Origin of the sequence: Arcobacter roscoffensis, assembly GCF_024267655.1 — a bacterium.
Lineage (GTDB): Bacteria > Campylobacterota > Campylobacteria > Campylobacterales > Arcobacteraceae > Arcobacter_B > Arcobacter_B roscoffensis.
The window spans coordinates 2,067,391-2,085,309 of the sequence record NZ_CP100595.1 but is presented as its reverse complement, the minus strand read 5'-3'; the positions used below and the strand labels follow the sequence as shown (position 1 = coordinate 2,085,309).

The following is a 17,919-nucleotide window of genomic DNA, read 5'->3' as shown; positions in this document are numbered from 1 at the left end:
TTATTTTCCTACTTTTAAAATAAGTCCATCTTCATTAAATTTAGCCATAAAAAAGTCTTTTTTCTCTAGTGCATCATGATTGTTTTTTGTAAATACATTTTTGTAGTCTTTTATTATTCCATTATACACTTTTATACTCTCTAATGCATTTTTTATGTTTTGTTTTTCAAAACTTTTAGCACTTTCTATGGCTTTTGCTAATAACATAGTGGCATCATAGGCCTGTGCTACACCTGCTGGGGCTTTTATTTTGTCTATAGTTTTTACATTATATTTATTCATATATTTTGTGGCTAAATCTTTTGCTTCTTTTCTTTGATTATTTATAAATGAAAAACTTTGAATAAATTGTAAATCGATTTCTTCTAATTTGGATTTTTGTTTATCAAAAAAATCCCCACCTAAAATTCCCCAATGGGAAATAATAGGTAGTTTTGTAGTTTCAAAAACTGCATCAACAATCTTTGATCCCTCAATAGGATTTGAAACCATGATAATACCATTTGCATTTGCTTTATTGATTTTATTTATTTCATCTAAAAAGTCTTTTTCTCCTCTATTAAATTTAATAACTTTAGAAAAAGCTTTTGATTCTTTTTCTAATATCTTTTTCATAACTTCTAAGCTACTTCTTCCCCATATAGAGTTTTCTACTAAAATAGCAGGCTTATCAAATTTTTTGAGGGCTTCTTCTAATATAAATGCAGAAGCATACTTGTCATTAGCAGATACTCTAAAGATATTATTTGAAGTCTTTTCTGTAAGAACTGGTGCTGCTGCCCAAGGTATAATAAAAGGTATATCTGACTTTTCTATTTGCTCAAAATTACTTGAAATAACTGCACTATGAAGACCTCCTATTAATCCAATAAGGTTTTCTTTTTTATTAAAATACTCTATATTATTTAAACTCTTATGAGCCCTTGCACTATGATCTCTTGCTATTAATAATACTTTTTTACCTAAAAGACCACCTTGATTATTTATATCTTCTATTGCAAGTTGAATTCCTCTTTTTATAGCTAATCCAGATACTTTTGCACCCATAGATAAATCTGCATCTAAACCTAAGTATACATATTCATCACTATTTTGATATTTTTCTATTAGATATTCTTCTGTTTTAGAGATAATATCTGAACCAATAATCTCTTCATAAGATTTTGGAATATTTTGCATCTTATTTGCAATTCTTTCTTTTTCTTCATCTTCTAAGATATGAATATTAAGCTTAGCATTTTCAATTATTTTTAATAATTCTTTCTCTTTTTTTGCAGTTTCTTGCCTTTCATATTTTGTTATTTCTTTTGCTGTATTTATTAAAATATCCTGAATATCACTTGGAAGAGTTTTAAAGACTTTTCCACTGATTGAAAATACATAACCTAAATATGCATGATTACTTATAGTTATATGTGATTGAACTTCATGAAAGCCCATGCTCGTGATTGCAATAAGTGGGTTTTCTTGCCCATCAACAATTCCATTTTCTAAAGCTTTTTTAGTTGAGTGAAAATCAATAGGAATAGCTCTTGCTTCAAGGACATTAAATTGATCTTTTATAAGTTTACTTTTCATAATTCTAAATTTTTTATCTTTAAAATCTTCTAGTGTTTCAAGTTTACTATTTGCTGTAAAGTGTTTAAATCCATTTTCCCAAAAAGTCACACCTATTAAGTCTATTTTTGTAAGGTTTTCAAGTAATATTTGCCCAGGTTTTCCATCTAGAAGTGTATATAAATCCTCTTTTTTAGGAAAATAAAATGGTAAATCAGCATACTGCATAGATGGCATAGCAAGACTTAATTTAGCAGTAGGAGTTAAAATAATATCAAGTTCTCCTTCTCTTGCCATCTCTACCATTTGATGGTCATTCCCTAGTTTTTGAGCAGGATAAACCTCTATTTTAACCTTTCCCTTTGTTTTCTCTTCAACTTTTTTAGCATATAAAATTGAGGCTTTATGTAAAATACTAGAAGTTGGGATATTATGACCAAATCTTAGATTATAGGTATCTTCTTTTATTTGAGCAGATGTATCTTTTTTGGTTTGATTCGTATTTTTTACAACAGGAGTGAATGCTATATATATTATTAGAGTAAATATAGCTAAGAGACTTAATAGGTAATATTTTTGCTTCATGATACAGGCTACCTTAATATAGTTTATTCTTATAATATAACACTTATTATAATAAACATATAAAAATTATAAATAAAATAAAAATTAGAACATATTATTATAAATTAAAAGAAAATCTTTATTTTAGGAGTATTTTTAGTTATTTTACATAAAAATTTAATTTAGATATGATTTTATACAAATTATTAATAGTAATAGGGGTATTAAATGAATTCAAAGCAAAAAGTGATAATTTCACTTATTGTATTACTGGTTTCTTTTTTTATTGCAATGAGTATAAGTACACTTTATAACTTTAGAGATTATGGACTTAAATCAGCAGAAAAAAAAGCACACTTAACAGCAGAAGTAATTAAATCAGGTCTTACTGCACATATGGTAAATGGTATGATGAAAGAAAGGGAGTTTTTTCTACAGCAAATAGAGCAAGCTGAAAATATAAATCAGCTTTGGTTATCAAGGTCACCAACTGTTATAAAGCAGTATGGCGAGGGCTTTAATAATGAAATACCAAGAGATAAGATTGACAGAGATGTTTTAAAAAATGGAAAAGAAATAACAAAAGTAACCGAAACAGCACAAAAAAGTCTAATGAGAGTTACAATTCCTTTTGAAGCATCAGCTTTTGGCAATCCAAATTGCATGAACTGTCATAATGCCAAAGAGGGAGAGGTTTTAGGAACAGTTAGTATGGTTATGGATATTACTGATGTTAGAACAAGTAGTTTTAAAACCTTGATGTACAATGTCATCTTAACTTTAATTCTTATTAGTTTGATTTTTCTTTTGATAAATAGATTTATTAAACCATATGTTAGTATTTTTTATTCAATTCAAGATGTTATGAGAGCAGCCTATAGAGGCGATTATTCACAAAGAGTACAAACTTATAGTAATCCTGAGAGTAAAAATGTATCTGATTTATTAAATACTCTTCTAGAAAAACTTCAACATACACTTGAAGAGTTAGATAGAAAAGTATATGTTTTTATCAAAAATAAAAACTATGTAAAAGAGAGTGATCCTTTAAAAAATGTAAATAATACTATTGATAGATTATCAGATATATATAAGTTTAAGCAGACAATTGAAAATGATAAAGAGCTTGAAGATATATATAATAGACTTGCATATGTTCTAGAATATAATTTCAAACTTGATGATTTTACTTTAACTGAGATCGATAATAACTCGAAAAGCAAAAAAATAGTTTATAGTAAAAATGATTGTCATTGTAGAATACTTGAAGGTGAGTGTAGAGCAAATAGAACACATGCAAATGTAGACTCAAGTATTTTTGCAAAGTCTTGTTCTTTATATAATGATAAAGATGGGGAAGAGTATATATGTATTCCTTATACTATTTCAAATGAACTAACTTTAGTTTTAACAATAGTAACAAAATCAAAAGAAGAGACTATAAGAGTAAGGGAACTTACTAGTGATATTGAAGATTATGTAACTACTGCAAGACCTGCAATAGTAAGTAAAAAACTGATGCAAATGTTAAATCTAATGGCAAGAGTAGATCAGCTTACAGGTATGTACAATAGAAAATTCTTAGATGAGTTTGTAGATGTATCTATTCCACAAGCAGCTAGAGCAAAAATAAGTTATGCTGTTTTAATGATAGATATAGATTACTTTAAAATGATAAATGATACTTACGGTCATGATATTGGAGATGATGCTATTAGAATAGTATCTGGGGTAATCAAAACAAATATTAGAAAGTCAGATATTGCAATTAGATATGGTGGAGAAGAGTTTTTGGTTCTTTTATATAATTGTGAAGAAAGTCATGTACTAAAAATAGCAGAAAATATAAGAATTGCCTTTTCAAAAGAAAAAATCACTGCAAATGGTGAGAGCTTTTCTAAAACACTTAGTGTTGGATGCTCTATGTTCCCAACTGATAGTGATAGTATCTGGAAATGTATCAAATTTGCAGATATGTGTCTTTATGAGGCAAAACAAACGGGAAGAAATAAAGTTGTAAAATTTTCACAAGAGCTTCTAAAAGATGAAGACATAGGTGAAAGCTTCTAGAATATATATACTTATTTAAATACTACAAAGCCTAATATACAGGCTTTGTAATTAATAATCTAACACAAAAACTTCAAAAAAAATACACAAAAAAACTTCAAATTAAATATTTTTATTACATAAATTTACAAATTAATATCATTAAATTAATATAAGTTAAGAACTTTTTAAGAATACTTCTATATAATTTTGACATACTTTATGTAAAAAGTTTACACAAAATGTGTAAATATATTCCAATCATAAAGTTTGAAAGGAATAACTTTTGGAAAAAAGTAACATAATATTGAGAAAACCAAGAAAAGAAGATGGTAAGAAAATTCATAAACTTGTGGAGAGTACAAAGGTATTGGATGTAAATTCTGAATATTTATATCTTTTACAATCAACACACTTTCAAGATTTATGTTCAGTTGCTACTTATGAAGATAAGGTAATTGGTTTTGTTTCAGGATATATGATTCCAAACGAAGCTGATACTTTATTTATTTGGCAGGTAGCTGTTGATGATAATTTTAGAGGAAATGATCTTGCAAGAAGACTAATTATGGAGATTATTAATAGAGAAGAGTTAGGTATTAATTATTTACATACAACTGTATCTCCTAGTAATAATGCTTCAATTAGAGTTTTTGAAAAAGTTGCGAAACATTTCGATACAAAAATGGAAAGTTTTGAATTCTTTGTAGCAGAAGATTTTGAACATCAACATGAAGAAGAGGTTCTATATAAGATAGGACCATTTAAAAAATAATTAGAACTATAAACAATAAAACAAACAAAATTAAGGAAAAGAATAAAATGAGAATTTTTGAAAATTTAGAGTCTGAAGTTAGAGGTTATATTAGAAGTTTCCCAACGATATTTGAAACATCAAAGGGTGCTATATTAACAAATGAACAAGGTGAGGACTTTATTGACTTCTTTGCAGGAGCTGGAACACTAAACTATGGACACAATAATGATCACATCAGTAAAGCATTAATTGAATATATCCAAAAAGATGGTGTTGTTCATGGTCTTGATATGGCTACAAGTGCTAAGAAAGATTTTTTACAAACATTCCAAGATACTATTTTAGTTCCAAGAAACTTAGACTATAAAGTTCAGTTTACAGGACCAACTGGAACAAACGCTGTTGAAACTGCACTTAAACTTGCAAGACTTGTAAAGGGAAGATCAAATGTTGTTTCATTTACAAATGGTTTCCATGGTTTAACTCAAGGTTCAGCTTCTGTTACAGGTAATAATGACTATAGAGATGAGAGTTATATTAGTAGAACAAATGCAACATTTATGCCATTTGATGGTTACTTTGGTGATATGAATACTATGGCTTACTTTAGAAAATTCTTAGAAGATAGTAGTAGTGGTGTAGATATTCCAGCAGCTGTTATTGTTGAGACTATTCAAGGTGAGGGTGGAATTAATATCGCTTCTAAAGAGTGGTTACAAGAACTTGAATCAATTTGTAGAGAGTATGATATTTTATTAATTATTGATGATATTCAAGTTGGTAATGGTAGAAGTGGAGAGTTTTTCTCATTTGAATTTGCTGGTATTAATCCAGATATTGTAACTATGTCAAAATCAATTGGTGGTGGTTTACCAATGGCAGTTGTATTACTAAAACCAGATTTAGACCAATGGAAGCCAGGTGAGCATACAGGTACATTTAGAGGAAACAACTTAGCCTTCGTTGCTGCAAAAGTTGCAATTGAACAATATTGGCAAAATGATGATTTAACAAATGCTGTTAAATATAAAGAAAAAATTATAAAAGAAGAGCTTCAAAAAATTGCTGATAAATTCAAAGATGAATTAGAAGTAGAAGTAAGAGGTAGAGGTTTAGCTTGTGCCTTTGATATTAAAGGTGACATCTCAATTGCAGGGGAACTTTCATCTTATGCATTTGAAGAAAAATTGATTGTTGAAACTTGTGGTAGTGAAGACCAAATTGTTAAGTTCTTACCACCATTAATCATTGATGAAGAGACTTTAGTTGAAGGTCTAAAAAGATTTGAAAAAGCTGTTAGTAGACTAATGGCTGATAAAAAAGAAAAGTTATCAGGAGAGTTCTAAAATGATAGTAAAAGATATAAAAAAAGATGTAATGGGAACAGATAGAGAAGTTCACGCTGAGGGTGGACAGTGGATTAGTAGAAGAATGCTTTTAAAAGATGAGGGGATGGGATTTTCTTTCCATGAAACAATCATCAAAGCAAATACTAAAACACATATTCATTACCAAAATCACTTAGAAGCTGTATATTGTGTAGCTGGAAATGGAAAAATTGAAGATTTAGCAACTGGTGAAGTTCATGAAATTTATGATGGTGTAATGTATGCTTTAAATAATCATGATGACCATAACCTTTATGGAGGAAGTGAAGACATGAGACTTATTTGTGTATTTAATCCTCCAATTAAAGGAACAGAGCACCATGATGAAAATGGAGTATATCCTTTAGAGGATTAATCATGAACTTTATATACATAAAAAACTATTTAAATATACCAAGAGAATCTAAGCTTCTTTTTTTTAAATTTATCAGTAGTTTTAAAAAATGTAGAGTTCAAAATCAAAAAGTTATTTTAAGTGACAATTCATTAATACTAGAGTTTTCAGAGGACTCTAATATTGATGATGCATTTAAAGAAATAAAGGATTATTTTAAAAAAGAGTCTTTTATTGATGTTAAAACCCTAGAGTCACTTTTATTAGATAGGGAAGTTTTAACTTTGACTTTTGATGAAAACAATAAAAAAAGGATTTATTTATAAGCCATGCGATTACTATCTTTAGATATTAATAGAAGTTTAATAAACAAACTTGAAAATGATGAACTTTACATTTGTGATAGAGCAACTGATATGGAAGATGCTATATATCACTGTGAAGTTAGATATTACAATCTAATTATTATAAAAAGTGACTCATATAATAATTTAAGACAGATATTAAAGCATGTAAATCCAAGACTAACTGCTGTAGTAATACTTTCAAATAATAGTGAAAAGAAATTTGAAAAAAATCTTTTAAGGTATGGAGCTTTATCGATTATAAAAGAACCTGCTAACAATGAGCTAATTTTAGCAAAACTTGAATCTATACACAGAGAAAATTTTCAAAGAAGATTTATGTTTAAAGATAAATATTGGATTGATACTTTGGAGAACTCTGTGACTGATCATAACAACAATAAATTAGTTATGAAAGGTAAGCCTTTTAGTATTTTAATGTATTTAATAAAAAATAGACACAGACCATCAATCTCAAAAGATGAGATATTAGATGTGATCTGGGATGACCCTGAATGGGTTGTAAAAAATGTAGTAGAAGTAAATATAAATATCATTAGAAAAGGTATTAAAAATACTTTTGAAGATAACTTTATAAATACAATAAGACATAGAGGCTATCAAGTAACATAGTTTTTACTAATTAAAATAGTGTCTACGTTAAATGCCTCTATATATGATTTGAAAAAGAACCTAAAATAAGGAAACGTTAGAATGAATATCAAAGTTTGTAAATTTGGAGGTAGTTCAGTAAAAGATGCCTCCCAGATAAAAAAAGTTTTTAACATTGTCAAAAGTGATAAGAATAGAAGAGTAATAGTAGTATCAGCACCAGGAAGAGATGATAAACACAATGAAAAAATCACAGATCATTTATTAAATTTAGCAACAAATGGTAAACATTTTTGTGAACAAAAAATAGAAGTTACAACAGAACAAAGTTTAACAGCAATATTAACTAAGTTTGATAAGTTATGTGATGATTTAAATATAGATAAAAAAGTAGTTTTAAAGAAACTTGAAGAAGATTTAATAAATAATACTTTTAAAGATGAAAAAAGAGAAGCATATTTTTTATCAAGAGGTGAACACTATAACGCAACAATAATCACAGAATATATGAAAAAAAATGGCTTAAATGTAAAACTTATGCTTCCAGAAGAGTTTGGATTTATTTTAAGTAGTGATTATACAGATGGAAAAGTTCAAAAACAAACTCATAACAATATTGCAGATAAATTCAAATTTGAAAAAGATGAGATGTATTTAGTTCCTGGTTTTTATGGAATTACGAAAGATAAAGAAATTGCAGTTATGAGTAGAGGTGGTTCTGACTTAACAGGTGGTGAATTAGCTTATGCTTTGGATGCAGATATTTATGAAAACTGGACTGATACAAATGGAGTTTATGAAGTAGACCCAAGAGTTATTAGTGATGCAAATGTAATTCCAAGACTTACTTTTAAAGAATTAAGACTTTTAAGTTCAAAAGGTTTTAACGTATTTCACTTTGACGCAATGCTAAATTGTAAAAAAAGTAAAATACCTATTAATATTAGAAATACAAATAATCCTGAACATGAAGGAACTATTATCTTAAATGAAAGAGTTCCAATGGAAGATTTAGTTGGTATTGCAAAACTTGATAATATGGCTTCAATTCATCTTCAAAAAGATATGCTTGCTGATGAGATAGGTTTCACAGCTGAGTTACTTAAAATCTTTGGAGAGTTTGGAATAAATACTTATCACTATCCAACGGATAAAGATGATATTGCTATACTAGTTGATCAAGAAGATTTAAAAGGTAATATAAATAAGTTTAGAAGAGAGATTGAGCGAAGACTTAAAACTAGAAATATTTATGTTGCTTACAATCTATCTGTAATAACTTTAGTTGGAATAGGTCTTAAGCAAAATACTTTTGCAATAGTTGATGCAATAACTGCTTTAAAAGAGAACAATATCTCTTTTGATATGTTTGATATGAGTCCTTCAAAAGTATCACTTCATATTGGTGTATCTCAAAATGTAGCTGATGCTGCTTTAGAAACTTTATATTCAAAACTTTTAACTAATTAATAAATTTTATAGCCATAATAATTACATTATGGCTATCAAGTAAAATTTTTTTTACCTTATATAATAAAAGAACAATTTTTTTATAAAATTCAGAAAAAAACATAAAAATCACATTTTTTTTAGTGTCTTTTATAGCAAAAATAGCTATACTTCTTTCAAAATAGCTAAAAATGCTACAAATGTGTCAATAAGTTACAAAATGCTTAAAAGATAAATTTTAGTATTATTTTGTGTTGGTTTTTTAACATTTTTCTTGTAAATTGTATGTTTTTTGCATAGTTTAATTAGTAAAACGACCTAAATTAGGTTTAAATTATTTTAAAAATATCATATATTTATTTCTTTATTAATATATAATGCTTTATACATAAGTACTACACAGAAAAATGTTATTATAATTTTAGAAAAAACAAAGATAAAGGATAATGTATGGAAAATTTAAACATCAGCATCTCTATCACAGATGAAAATAATGAAAAGTTAAAAAGTAAAGTTCAAAAACTGGACGTTTCTTTAGATGAATATGTAAGTAGGTTAATTGATAAAGATATTAATAGTATTGTTCAATTAGATAATGGTTTTCACTATAACAAAGCTAATTCAAAACTATTTAATAGTTTTAATGATGAAGTTAAGCTTACTAGAATTGAAGAGGCTTTATTCTCTTTACTATTAGAAAATAGAGGTGAAATTGTTTCTATTGAAACTATCCATAATGTAGCTTGGAAGGGTAAAAATATGACAAGATTTACATTAAGAAATAAAGTTAAAACTTTAAGAGATAAGACTTACTACGATTTAATTAAAAACCATTCAAATATTGGTTACTCAATGAACTAATAAATAAGTGTGTAAAACTTATAAAAAAAGCTTAAGTTAAAAAACTTAAGCTTTTTATTATTTTATGACTTTTTTAATTAATTAAAAAAATAACATTCTGCTACTTTATAGTTCTACCATCTTCTAATTTTATTTGATTTCTACCGTTTTCTTTTGCTTGGTAAAGAAGCATATCTGCTTTTTGTATAGCATTTTCATAGCAAGAATGGCTACTTCTAAAAGTAACTCCAGCTGAGAATGTAACTTTGATTTTATTGTTTTTATATATAAAACTATTTGAAGTTACTATTTGTTTTACTCTTTTTAAGTATTGAAGAAGTTCTCTTGCAAGATTAAAATGTACAAGAGCAACAAACTCTTCACCACCATATCTTGCTACTATATCATGATCTCTTGTAGCTTTTTCAAGAATTTTTGCAAATATCTTTAGTACTACATCTCCACAGTCATGCCCATAAGTGTCATTAATTTTTTTGAAATGATCTATATCAAAGAATACTACAGCGTATTCACTTCCATTGCGTTTGTGATTACTGTCAATTCTTTTTACTTCTTCTTCATAAGCTCTTCTTGTAAGAAGACCTGTTAAATGGTCTTTCATACTTTCATTTCTAGATTTTTTTAGTTCTTCTTCTAGGGTTTTTACTTTATCTTCAAGCTCTTCAACTTTTGATTTACCTGTTTTTAGTTTAGTGCTTACTGTGTTCATTTCATTTTCAATTGATGAAGCGGCACTAACTAGTTGTTTTTGTAATACACCTAGTTCAGCAATACCATTTTTTGAAAGGTCAATTGCTTCAATCTTTTCTTTTATTGTTAGAACATTTTTAGAACCATTCCCACTGCTTGATATGGCATCATTTAGGTATTGTCCCATAAGTGTAACAACCTGAGATATATCAGAAGTTTTTTCAACTACAAGTTTTTTATCAGCTTCAAATCTTTTAAATATAAAGTCTTCAATTTTTTCTTGTATTTCTTTTTCAAATAAAATCTCAGGATTAGCATCTATTTTTATAAAAAGATGTTCTATTTCATCATCTATTTCAATACAAATAGATGGTAATACAGATTGTTTTAAGAGTGTTGCTAAAGGAGCAACATTTTCTTTTGATACTCTTTTTAGTAAAAGTGATACTAACTTGGGAAATGTATCTATTTGATTTAATTTAACATCACTTTGTTCTCTTTGTGTTAAATCATCTAAGAAGTCATTTATTTCCATTTTTGGCCTTATTTAAAATCTATGATAAAAGTTTTTTAGTAGTTTGGTTTATTCTTTTTCCATCTGCAACACCTGCAAATTTCTTTGTTGCTTGTCCCATAATCTTACCAATATCTTTCATTGATGTAGCTCCTACTTGCTCAATAATCTCTTTTAGACCATTTTCAAGTTCTTCATCAGTTAATTGTTTTGGAAGATACTCAACAAATATATCAATTTGTTCTTGCTCTTTTGCTACTAAATCTTCTCTATTTGCTTCACTATATTGAGTAACAGCTTCTTCTCTTTGTTTGATACCTTTTTGAATTAATTTGATTATATCTTCATCACTTAATTCTTTTCTCTCATCAACTTCAATTTGTTTAATCATTGTATTAATAGCTCTAATAGAGTCTCTTTTTACAATATTTTTCTCTCTCATTGCAGTTTTTACATCATCTTTAAGTTGCTGTTTTAAACTCATTATATTCCTTTATTTTTTAATAATCACAATTTTAATAATTATATCTTTTTATGGATTAAAGCTTTCAATCAACTCTTCAAGCTCTAAATATCTTTCAACTTTTTGTTCATAAATAGCTTCTGTTTCTTCAAGTTCTTTTGATACAGCAACTATTCCTTTTTGCTCATAACATTCAGGGTTTGCAAGACAGTTGTTTATTTCTTCGATTTTTTCTTCAAGTTCTTCTATCTCTTGGGGTAGGCTATCATAATCTCTTTGATCTTTATATGAAAGTTTTGTTTGCTTTTTTTGTGAGTTTTTAGCTTTTGGTGCTGTTTGTTGTTTAGCTGTATTTCTTTCAAGCTCTTCTAAATCTCTAAGTTCTTTTTCTATTTCTAAGTATTCAGTATAAGCTTGGAAACTTTCTTCAACTTGAGCATTGCCTTTAAAAACAAATAATTTTTTTGCTATTTTATCTACAAAGTATCTATCATGACTTACAAAGATTAAAGCTCCTTGGAAGTTTTGTAAATACTCTTCTAAAATATTAATAGTTGGAATATCTAAGTCATTTGTAGGCTCATCTAAGATTAAACAATCTACGTCTTTTGTAAAAAGTAAGGCTAGGGCGACTCTATTTTTCTCACCACCACTTAAAACACCAATCTTTTTATCTAAGTATTCTCTTGGAAATAAAAAGTTTTTTAAATATCCATAAACATGAAGATTTCTACCATCATTTAGTGCTACTCTATCTCCACCATTTGGACAGAATGTCTCCATTAGGTTTTTATCATCATCAAGCATTTCTCTTTGTTGATCGAAGTATCCTATATTGAAGTCACCTTTTTTGAATTTACCACTATCCACAAGCATTTTTTCCATAAAGATTTTAAGTAAAGTTGATTTACCACTTCCATTTGGACCTACAATAGCAATAGTGTCTTTTTGTAAAATCCTACTTGTAAAGTCTTTGATTAATTCTTTATCTCCTAGTTTTTTACAAATATCATCTAACTCATAAAGCATTTTCTTTTTATTTTGTTGTTTTTCTTCACTATTAAAGGCTTTTTGTTCTCTTTGTAGTTCTACGCTCATCTTTTTAATTGCTGCTGGGTTTGATTTTGCTTTTTTCTTTAAATCAAAATATTCTGCTTTTCTTCTTTCATTTCTTTTTCTTCTAGCTGTAACACCTCTTTGCATCCAGTGAGCTTCTCTTTTTACTAATCTTATTAAGTTCTCATGGTCTTTTTGCATGTTTTCAAGCATCTGTTGTTTTTGCTCTAGGTATGAAGAATATCCACCATTAAATCTTTTTAAAGTTCCACCTTCAACCTCTACAATTGATGTTGCAATATTATCTATAAAGTATCTATCATGTGAGATAAATAGTAAAGTAAAATTGTTTTTTAGAAGTAAACTCTCTAAAAACTCAACCATATAAACATCAAGGTGATTGGTAGGCTCATCAAGTAAAAGTACATCAGGCTTTTTCAGTAAAAGTCCTGCAAGACTAACTCTTCTTTGCTCCCCACCACTTAAAAGGTTTACATCTTTAAATTCATACTGTTTTAGTTGAAACTCTTTTAGTACTCTTTCAATAGTATTATCTAAATCCCAAGCATTATGAAAATCAATAAAAGTTGCCAATTGGCTTTGTCTTTTTAATAAGTCTTGATTTTCATAATCTGTTGAAACCTGTAAAGTAATATCTTCGTACTCTTTTTTAGCTTTTTTGATTTCCGTTAGTTGCTCTTCTATAGCCTGTCTTACATTTATGCCAGATTTAAATTTTGGTTGTTGGTCAAGCATTTCAATCTTTAAAGATTTATCTATTGAAAGTATACCACTATCAGGTTCTACTTGATTCATTATGATTTTAAAAAGTGTAGATTTCCCCTGTCCATTTTGACCAATAACAGCAATTCTTTGACCTTGCGTTAAAGTAAAGTTCGCATCTTTTAAAATTGTTTTAATATCGTATTGTTTGTTTATGTTTTGAAGATCGATTAGTGCCATAAAATTTTAATAACTCCCATAAAATAGCTATTTTAAATAGCTTTATATAAAAGATATATTAGCTAAAAACTTGTTACATATGGCTTTTAAGAAATTAAGTAAGTTAAAATTATTTAAACTAAAAAAATATTATTTATGTCTTTTATAAAATTATAAAATATGAATTTTAACTAAATCACTTGTTAATATAAGTATATTATTAATAAATAATTAGGTATTATAAAGGTTATATATTGTTATTAAATCAAAATAAAGAGTTTGAAAATGAGACATGTTTTACTTTTTTTCTTTTTTGTCACAATCTCTTTTGCAAGTATTGCAAAGGTGTCAACAGTAGTAGGTGAGGCTACTGTTCAAAGAGGTGAGCAAAAAATTATTGCAAATGTTGGTTTGGATATCTTTGAAAAAGATATTATAAATACAAGTAGTAATTCTAAATTGCAACTGATATTCAAAGATAATACTATTATTACTCTTGGTAAAAATTCTGCTTTGGATGTTAATGAATATTTATATGATACTAAAACTCCTAAGAATTCAAAAGCCAATTTGAATTTTTTTAAGGGTGCATTTAAAGCCATAACTGGAAATATTGGGAAAATCAATAAGGAAAAATTTAAACTTAGAACAAAAAGTTCTACTATTGGAATTAGAGGTACAGTTATTTTAGCAAATCAAACTGCTATTGCTTGTTTAAGTGGAGAGATTAGTGTAACTTCTCAAAATAGACAGGTGATTGTACCTCAAAATCAAATGACTATAATTCAAGATGATGGAACACTATCAAAGCCTGTTGAATACAATCAAGAGACTTTAAATGAATTATCAAATCAGTTAGAACCAGATGCTAACAACTCCTCAGACAAAAATAAAGATGACAATCTAAACACAGCAAATAATAACTCAAAAAATGAAGATAGTTCCCTTACTAATAGTGGAACTTCAAATGAGAATTTAGATTCTTTAGATAACTCAAATGACTCTACTGATAATGATTCATCTTTAATAAGTAAAAAAGTAGAAGATGTTATAGAAGATAGTACTAACACAGAAGTTGAAACAAAAGATGAAGCAATAAGCTTTGATTTATCTGGTAAGGCTTTAGGTGCATATGTTGAAAGACAAACTTCAGATGCAAGAGTTAATAGTTTTAACTATCAAGATGAAACAGATACTGATGGTACAGTTGGTGATTTTACTGCAAAAAGAGAAGATTCTAAAATTTCATTTGATGAAACATTAACAAAAGTATCACCAAACTCAGAAAATACAACATTATCTAAAAAAGTAGAAAAAACATTTACTTTAGGAACTCCTAAAGATGGTGGATATACAGGACACTCTGATATAAGTGATAATAGTAATCCTATATCTTTTTCATATACAACAAATAGTGGTACACTAAGTGGTAATTATAAAGTTGAAGCTGATAATATGGGAGAAGTTTTTGCTTTTTATTATGATGGAGATGTTTTTGATATATCTGAGGGGCAAGGAGAATACAATGAACTAATAGTATTTGGTAAAAAAGGCTCAGTTGATAATGAAGATAAAACAAAAATCTATGTTTATAAAGATTTTGCAAGTATGAGTTTTAAGAAGAATTCATCAAATCACTATACTGAAACAAAACTTGATACAAGTGCAACGGGTTTTCAATACTATAACTCACATTTAAAATCTTTTACACATTTAAATAAAAACTTTTATGCAAGTGGAGCACAAGAGTTTATAATAGGAAATAATGAAAAAGTAAAATCATATAGAAATAAATATAACTTTACATATTCTAACTCTTCTACAAACTTAAACTCATATATTTCAGCAAGCAATAATGCGAACTTAAACTTCTTAGGTTCAGATATTCAAGCTTTAAATTATAGTTTATCAAATAGTGAAACAACAAATACTTATGGAAATAGTCTTGGTTCAAGTACAACATCAGGACAAACAAATGGAATTTCATTTTTACAAAAAGACAAAATAGTTGATGCAAAAACGAGTGGAACTTCAAATCTAAAAGGTTATATAAATGCTGATACCTATGGTACAAGTAGTTACGATATTCATATGAGAAAAGCAAGTAATAATCTTTCTTTAGACCTAAATGCTCAAACAGGAAAGATTACAGGAACAGCATCTGTTAATAATTCTGAAGGAGATGTAGATAATCAAATTTCTATGAGTTTTGATGGGGAAATTGCAAGTGATACATCATACTATATAAATGATGATATTTTTGGAGTAATGGCTAAAAAAGGTGATAGTACATATAAAGCTGGAAATGATGAATACGATTTAAATGATAACACAGGGTATTTAATAGCAGTTCCAGATGGAAAAATCGTAGATAATGAGTTTAAAGTATTTGATTCAAATGATAATCCTTTAACAAGTGATGATGATAGTTCATGGGGATATTGGACTGCAAAGTTTAGTGATGGAAGTTCAAGTGGAAGTCAGTTCTTTGTTTCACCTTTTGCCACATGGGTAGCAGGTGTTGAAACACCAACTTCTGTAGTTGATGATGTATTAAATGCTAGTTCTAATACAAGATATACTTTTGAAGGTGCTGTAATAGGTAGTGTTTTAAATGGAAGTAATGGAACTATTGAGTCAATTATATTAGATGGTTCAACTGCAAATAAAGTTACATTAAACTTTGATTTAGGTGCAGGTGATAATGCTTTAACAAGTGGTGTTATGAATTTTTCTTCAAAAAATACACAGTGGAATATGAATATAAATAGCAGTGCAAACGTTTCAAATACAGGTTTCTCTTCAAGTTTATCAGGAACAAATATTACAGGAAATTTAGAAGGTAAATTTTACGGAAGTGATAGTATTAAAAGTGTAGGTGGAAGTTTTAACTCAAATTTAACTCAAAACCCTGGGGCTGATGATAGTATTACTCACAAAGCACAAGGTGTATTTAAGGCATTAAAAAAATGAAAAAATCAGTAGTAATTTATAGTTTAGTACCTTTTATTTGTTTATCTTCTTTTGCAAATGAAAGTGTTTTTAATAAAAAAGAGTCTTCATCTCTTGTAGTTTCTAGTACAAAAAAGTTGTATGATGTAGCTTTGAAAAATTTTAGGCAAAAAAATTATGAAAAGGCTTATGAACAGTTTAACACTTTGTTTTTAAGTAGCATGCAAGATGTACTTTATAATTTTTATTTAGGACGAAGTGCTTATGAGTTAGGTAAATATGAGTTTGCTTTAAGTGCATACGATAGAATACTTATAGTAAATCCAAACAATTCAAGAGCGAGACTTGAAATGGCTCAAACATATTTTAAAATGAAGCTATTTACTCAGTCTTTAAAAGAGTTCAATAGGGTTTTAGAAGATAAAAATCTGCCAGTTGTAGTGCAAAAAAGAGTAAATGAAAAAGTAGATTATATAAAGAAACTACAAAAGAAAAGTTTCTTTAATGCAACAGCAGTTGCAGGTATTTTATACGATTCAAATATAAATTCAACTCCAGAAGTTGATTTTTTTTATTTGGATAATTTTGATAACAAAATTCAAACAGGTGAAAAAAAATCTGCAACAATTTATCAAGTTGTTGGACAGCTTAATAATACATATAAATATAGTGATAACTTTATATTAAATAGTTCAGCTACAGCAGTGTTAATGAAGTACAATAATCATAAAGAAAAAGATATTCATGCTTTATCTTTAAACATCTCTCCTACTTATTTATCAAAAGAGTATAAGCTTGAACTACCTATTTTATTTGATAAAGTAAATTTAGGACATGAATCTTATCAAAACAATATTTATCTAAATCCTAAATATACAACTATTTTAAATAGTGAAGTTCTTTATACTTTAGGTTTAAAAGCAGGTAGGGTAAGTTTTGTAAAAGATGAAGAAAGAGATGCAAATATCTTTGAGTTACAAAATTCAGCTAAATATGCATCTTCAAACTATGGTTTATTTAGCTTTGGACTTAATCTTGGCGAAGAGAGAAGAATCAGAGGTAATAGAATAGATGTAAATTATAAATATATGAACACTTATTTAAATAATGTGTATGAATTATCAGAAGATTATTTACTTCAAACATCACTTAATTATAAAGAGTATTTATACAAAGATACAAATGCAAGCTTCCAATCAAGAAAACGAGATAAGAAAATGGATGCTTCTATCGCTATTATAAAACCACTAAAAAAAGATTTACATTTAAATCTTGGTGGTTCATATACAAAAAAAGACTCAAGTCATGCTTCTTCTGAATACAACAAGCATACCATGAAAGCAAACCTTATTTGGAATGTAAATCTAGACTAAGTAATTTGAACACC

Annotated in this window: 14 protein-coding genes; 10 read left to right on the top strand and 4 right to left on the bottom strand. The window is 27.7% G+C overall.

Features of this window, described 5'->3' with window-relative positions; translation table 11 throughout:
• Positions 1–2,142, bottom strand: coding sequence for a DctP family TRAP transporter solute-binding subunit (locus tag NJU99_RS09855; RefSeq protein ID WP_254575750.1), 2,142 nt, complete (start codon positions 2,140–2,142; stop codon positions 1–3).
• 207 nt (positions 2,143–2,349) lie between these two features.
• Here NJU99_RS09855 and NJU99_RS09850 point away from each other — a divergent pair, with 207 nt between their 5' ends.
• From NJU99_RS09850 to NJU99_RS09815, 8 genes are all read left to right on the top strand, one after another.
• Positions 2,350–4,191: a GGDEF domain-containing protein gene (locus NJU99_RS09850; RefSeq protein ID WP_254575749.1), complete on the top strand. Its 1,842-nt coding sequence runs from the start codon at positions 2,350–2,352 to the stop codon at positions 4,189–4,191.
• Positions 4,192–4,456: 265 nt separating this feature from the next.
• Complete coding sequence (gene ectA / locus NJU99_RS09845) at positions 4,457–4,945, top strand: diaminobutyrate acetyltransferase (protein WP_254575748.1); 489 nt, start codon at positions 4,457–4,459, stop codon at positions 4,943–4,945.
• 47 nt (positions 4,946–4,992) lie between these two features.
• Positions 4,993–6,273 (top strand): diaminobutyrate--2-oxoglutarate transaminase, encoded by a 1,281-nt coding sequence (gene ectB, locus NJU99_RS09840; RefSeq protein WP_254575747.1) that lies wholly within the window; start codon positions 4,993–4,995, stop codon positions 6,271–6,273.
• A gap of 1 nt (position 6,274) precedes the next feature.
• Entirely contained in the window at positions 6,275–6,670 is a 396-nt protein-coding gene (locus NJU99_RS09835) for an ectoine synthase (RefSeq protein WP_254575746.1), read from the top strand.
• Between the two features lie 2 nt (positions 6,671–6,672).
• Positions 6,673–6,975 (top strand): hypothetical protein, encoded by a 303-nt coding sequence (locus NJU99_RS09830; RefSeq protein ID WP_254575745.1) that lies wholly within the window; start codon positions 6,673–6,675, stop codon positions 6,973–6,975.
• Between the two features lie 3 nt (positions 6,976–6,978).
• Positions 6,979–7,626 carry a winged helix-turn-helix transcriptional regulator gene (locus NJU99_RS09825; protein ID WP_254575744.1) on the top strand — a complete coding sequence of 216 codons (648 nt, stop codon included), beginning with the start codon at positions 6,979–6,981 and terminating at the stop codon, positions 7,624–7,626.
• An 81-nt stretch (positions 7,627–7,707) separates the two neighbouring features.
• Entirely contained in the window at positions 7,708–9,075 is a 1,368-nt protein-coding gene (locus NJU99_RS09820; RefSeq protein ID WP_254575743.1) for an aspartate kinase, read from the top strand.
• Between the two features lie 429 nt (positions 9,076–9,504).
• Positions 9,505–9,915, top strand: a complete 411-nt coding sequence (locus tag NJU99_RS09815) for a winged helix-turn-helix domain-containing protein (RefSeq protein WP_254575742.1) — start codon at positions 9,505–9,507, stop codon at positions 9,913–9,915.
• 100 nt (positions 9,916–10,015) lie between these two features.
• Here NJU99_RS09815 and NJU99_RS09810 read toward each other — a convergent pair whose 3' ends face one another.
• From NJU99_RS09810 to abc-f, 3 genes are read right to left on the bottom strand one after another with little or no spacing between them, the layout of a single operon-like run.
• Complete coding sequence (locus NJU99_RS09810) at positions 10,016–11,140, bottom strand: GGDEF domain-containing protein (protein ID WP_254575741.1); 1,125 nt, start codon at positions 11,138–11,140, stop codon at positions 10,016–10,018.
• A 19-nt stretch (positions 11,141–11,159) separates the two neighbouring features.
• A complete protein-coding gene (locus NJU99_RS09805; RefSeq protein ID WP_254575740.1) occupies positions 11,160–11,603 on the bottom strand; it encodes a GatB/YqeY domain-containing protein in 444 nt (147 codons plus the stop codon).
• A gap of 48 nt (positions 11,604–11,651) precedes the next feature.
• On the bottom strand, positions 11,652–13,601 hold the full coding sequence (gene abc-f, locus NJU99_RS09800) for a ribosomal protection-like ABC-F family protein (RefSeq protein WP_254575739.1): 1,950 nt from the start codon (positions 13,599–13,601) through the stop codon (positions 11,652–11,654).
• Positions 13,602–13,865: 264 nt separating this feature from the next.
• Between abc-f and NJU99_RS09795 the strand changes: the two genes are divergently transcribed.
• Both NJU99_RS09795 and NJU99_RS09790 read left to right on the top strand, forming a co-directional pair.
• Entirely contained in the window at positions 13,866–16,553 is a 2,688-nt protein-coding gene (locus tag NJU99_RS09795; protein WP_254575738.1) for a FecR family protein, read from the top strand.
• Positions 16,550–17,905: a tetratricopeptide repeat protein gene (locus tag NJU99_RS09790; protein ID WP_254575737.1), complete on the top strand. Its 1,356-nt coding sequence runs from the start codon at positions 16,550–16,552 to the stop codon at positions 17,903–17,905. Before NJU99_RS09795 ends, NJU99_RS09790 begins: the two co-directional genes overlap by 4 nt.
• Positions 17,906–17,919 lie beyond the last annotated feature (14 nt).

Bases quoted from the DNA above. Each gene is read 5' to 3' on its own strand.
- NJU99_RS09855 (WP_254575750.1), bottom strand. From the start codon at position 2,142: ATGAAGCAAAAATATTACCTATTAAGTCTCTTAGCTATATTTACTCTA.
- NJU99_RS09850 (WP_254575749.1), top strand. From the start codon at position 2,350: ATGAATTCAAAGCAAAAAGTGATAATTTCACTTATTGTATTACTGGTT.
- ectB (WP_254575747.1), top strand. From the start codon at position 4,993: ATGAGAATTTTTGAAAATTTAGAGTCTGAAGTTAGAGGTTATATTAGA.
- NJU99_RS09835 (WP_254575746.1), top strand. From the start codon at position 6,275: ATGATAGTAAAAGATATAAAAAAAGATGTAATGGGAACAGATAGAGAA.
- NJU99_RS09830 (WP_254575745.1), top strand. From the start codon at position 6,673: ATGAACTTTATATACATAAAAAACTATTTAAATATACCAAGAGAATCT.
- NJU99_RS09825 (WP_254575744.1), top strand. From the start codon at position 6,979: ATGCGATTACTATCTTTAGATATTAATAGAAGTTTAATAAACAAACTT.
- NJU99_RS09820 (WP_254575743.1), top strand. From the start codon at position 7,708: ATGAATATCAAAGTTTGTAAATTTGGAGGTAGTTCAGTAAAAGATGCC.
- NJU99_RS09815 (WP_254575742.1), top strand. From the start codon at position 9,505: ATGGAAAATTTAAACATCAGCATCTCTATCACAGATGAAAATAATGAA.
- NJU99_RS09810 (WP_254575741.1), bottom strand. From the start codon at position 11,140: ATGGAAATAAATGACTTCTTAGATGATTTAACACAAAGAGAACAAAGT.
- NJU99_RS09805 (WP_254575740.1), bottom strand. From the start codon at position 11,603: ATGAGTTTAAAACAGCAACTTAAAGATGATGTAAAAACTGCAATGAGA.
- abc-f (WP_254575739.1), bottom strand. From the start codon at position 13,601: ATGGCACTAATCGATCTTCAAAACATAAACAAACAATACGATATTAAA.
- NJU99_RS09795 (WP_254575738.1), top strand. From the start codon at position 13,866: ATGAGACATGTTTTACTTTTTTTCTTTTTTGTCACAATCTCTTTTGCA.
- NJU99_RS09790 (WP_254575737.1), top strand. From the start codon at position 16,550: ATGAAAAAATCAGTAGTAATTTATAGTTTAGTACCTTTTATTTGTTTA.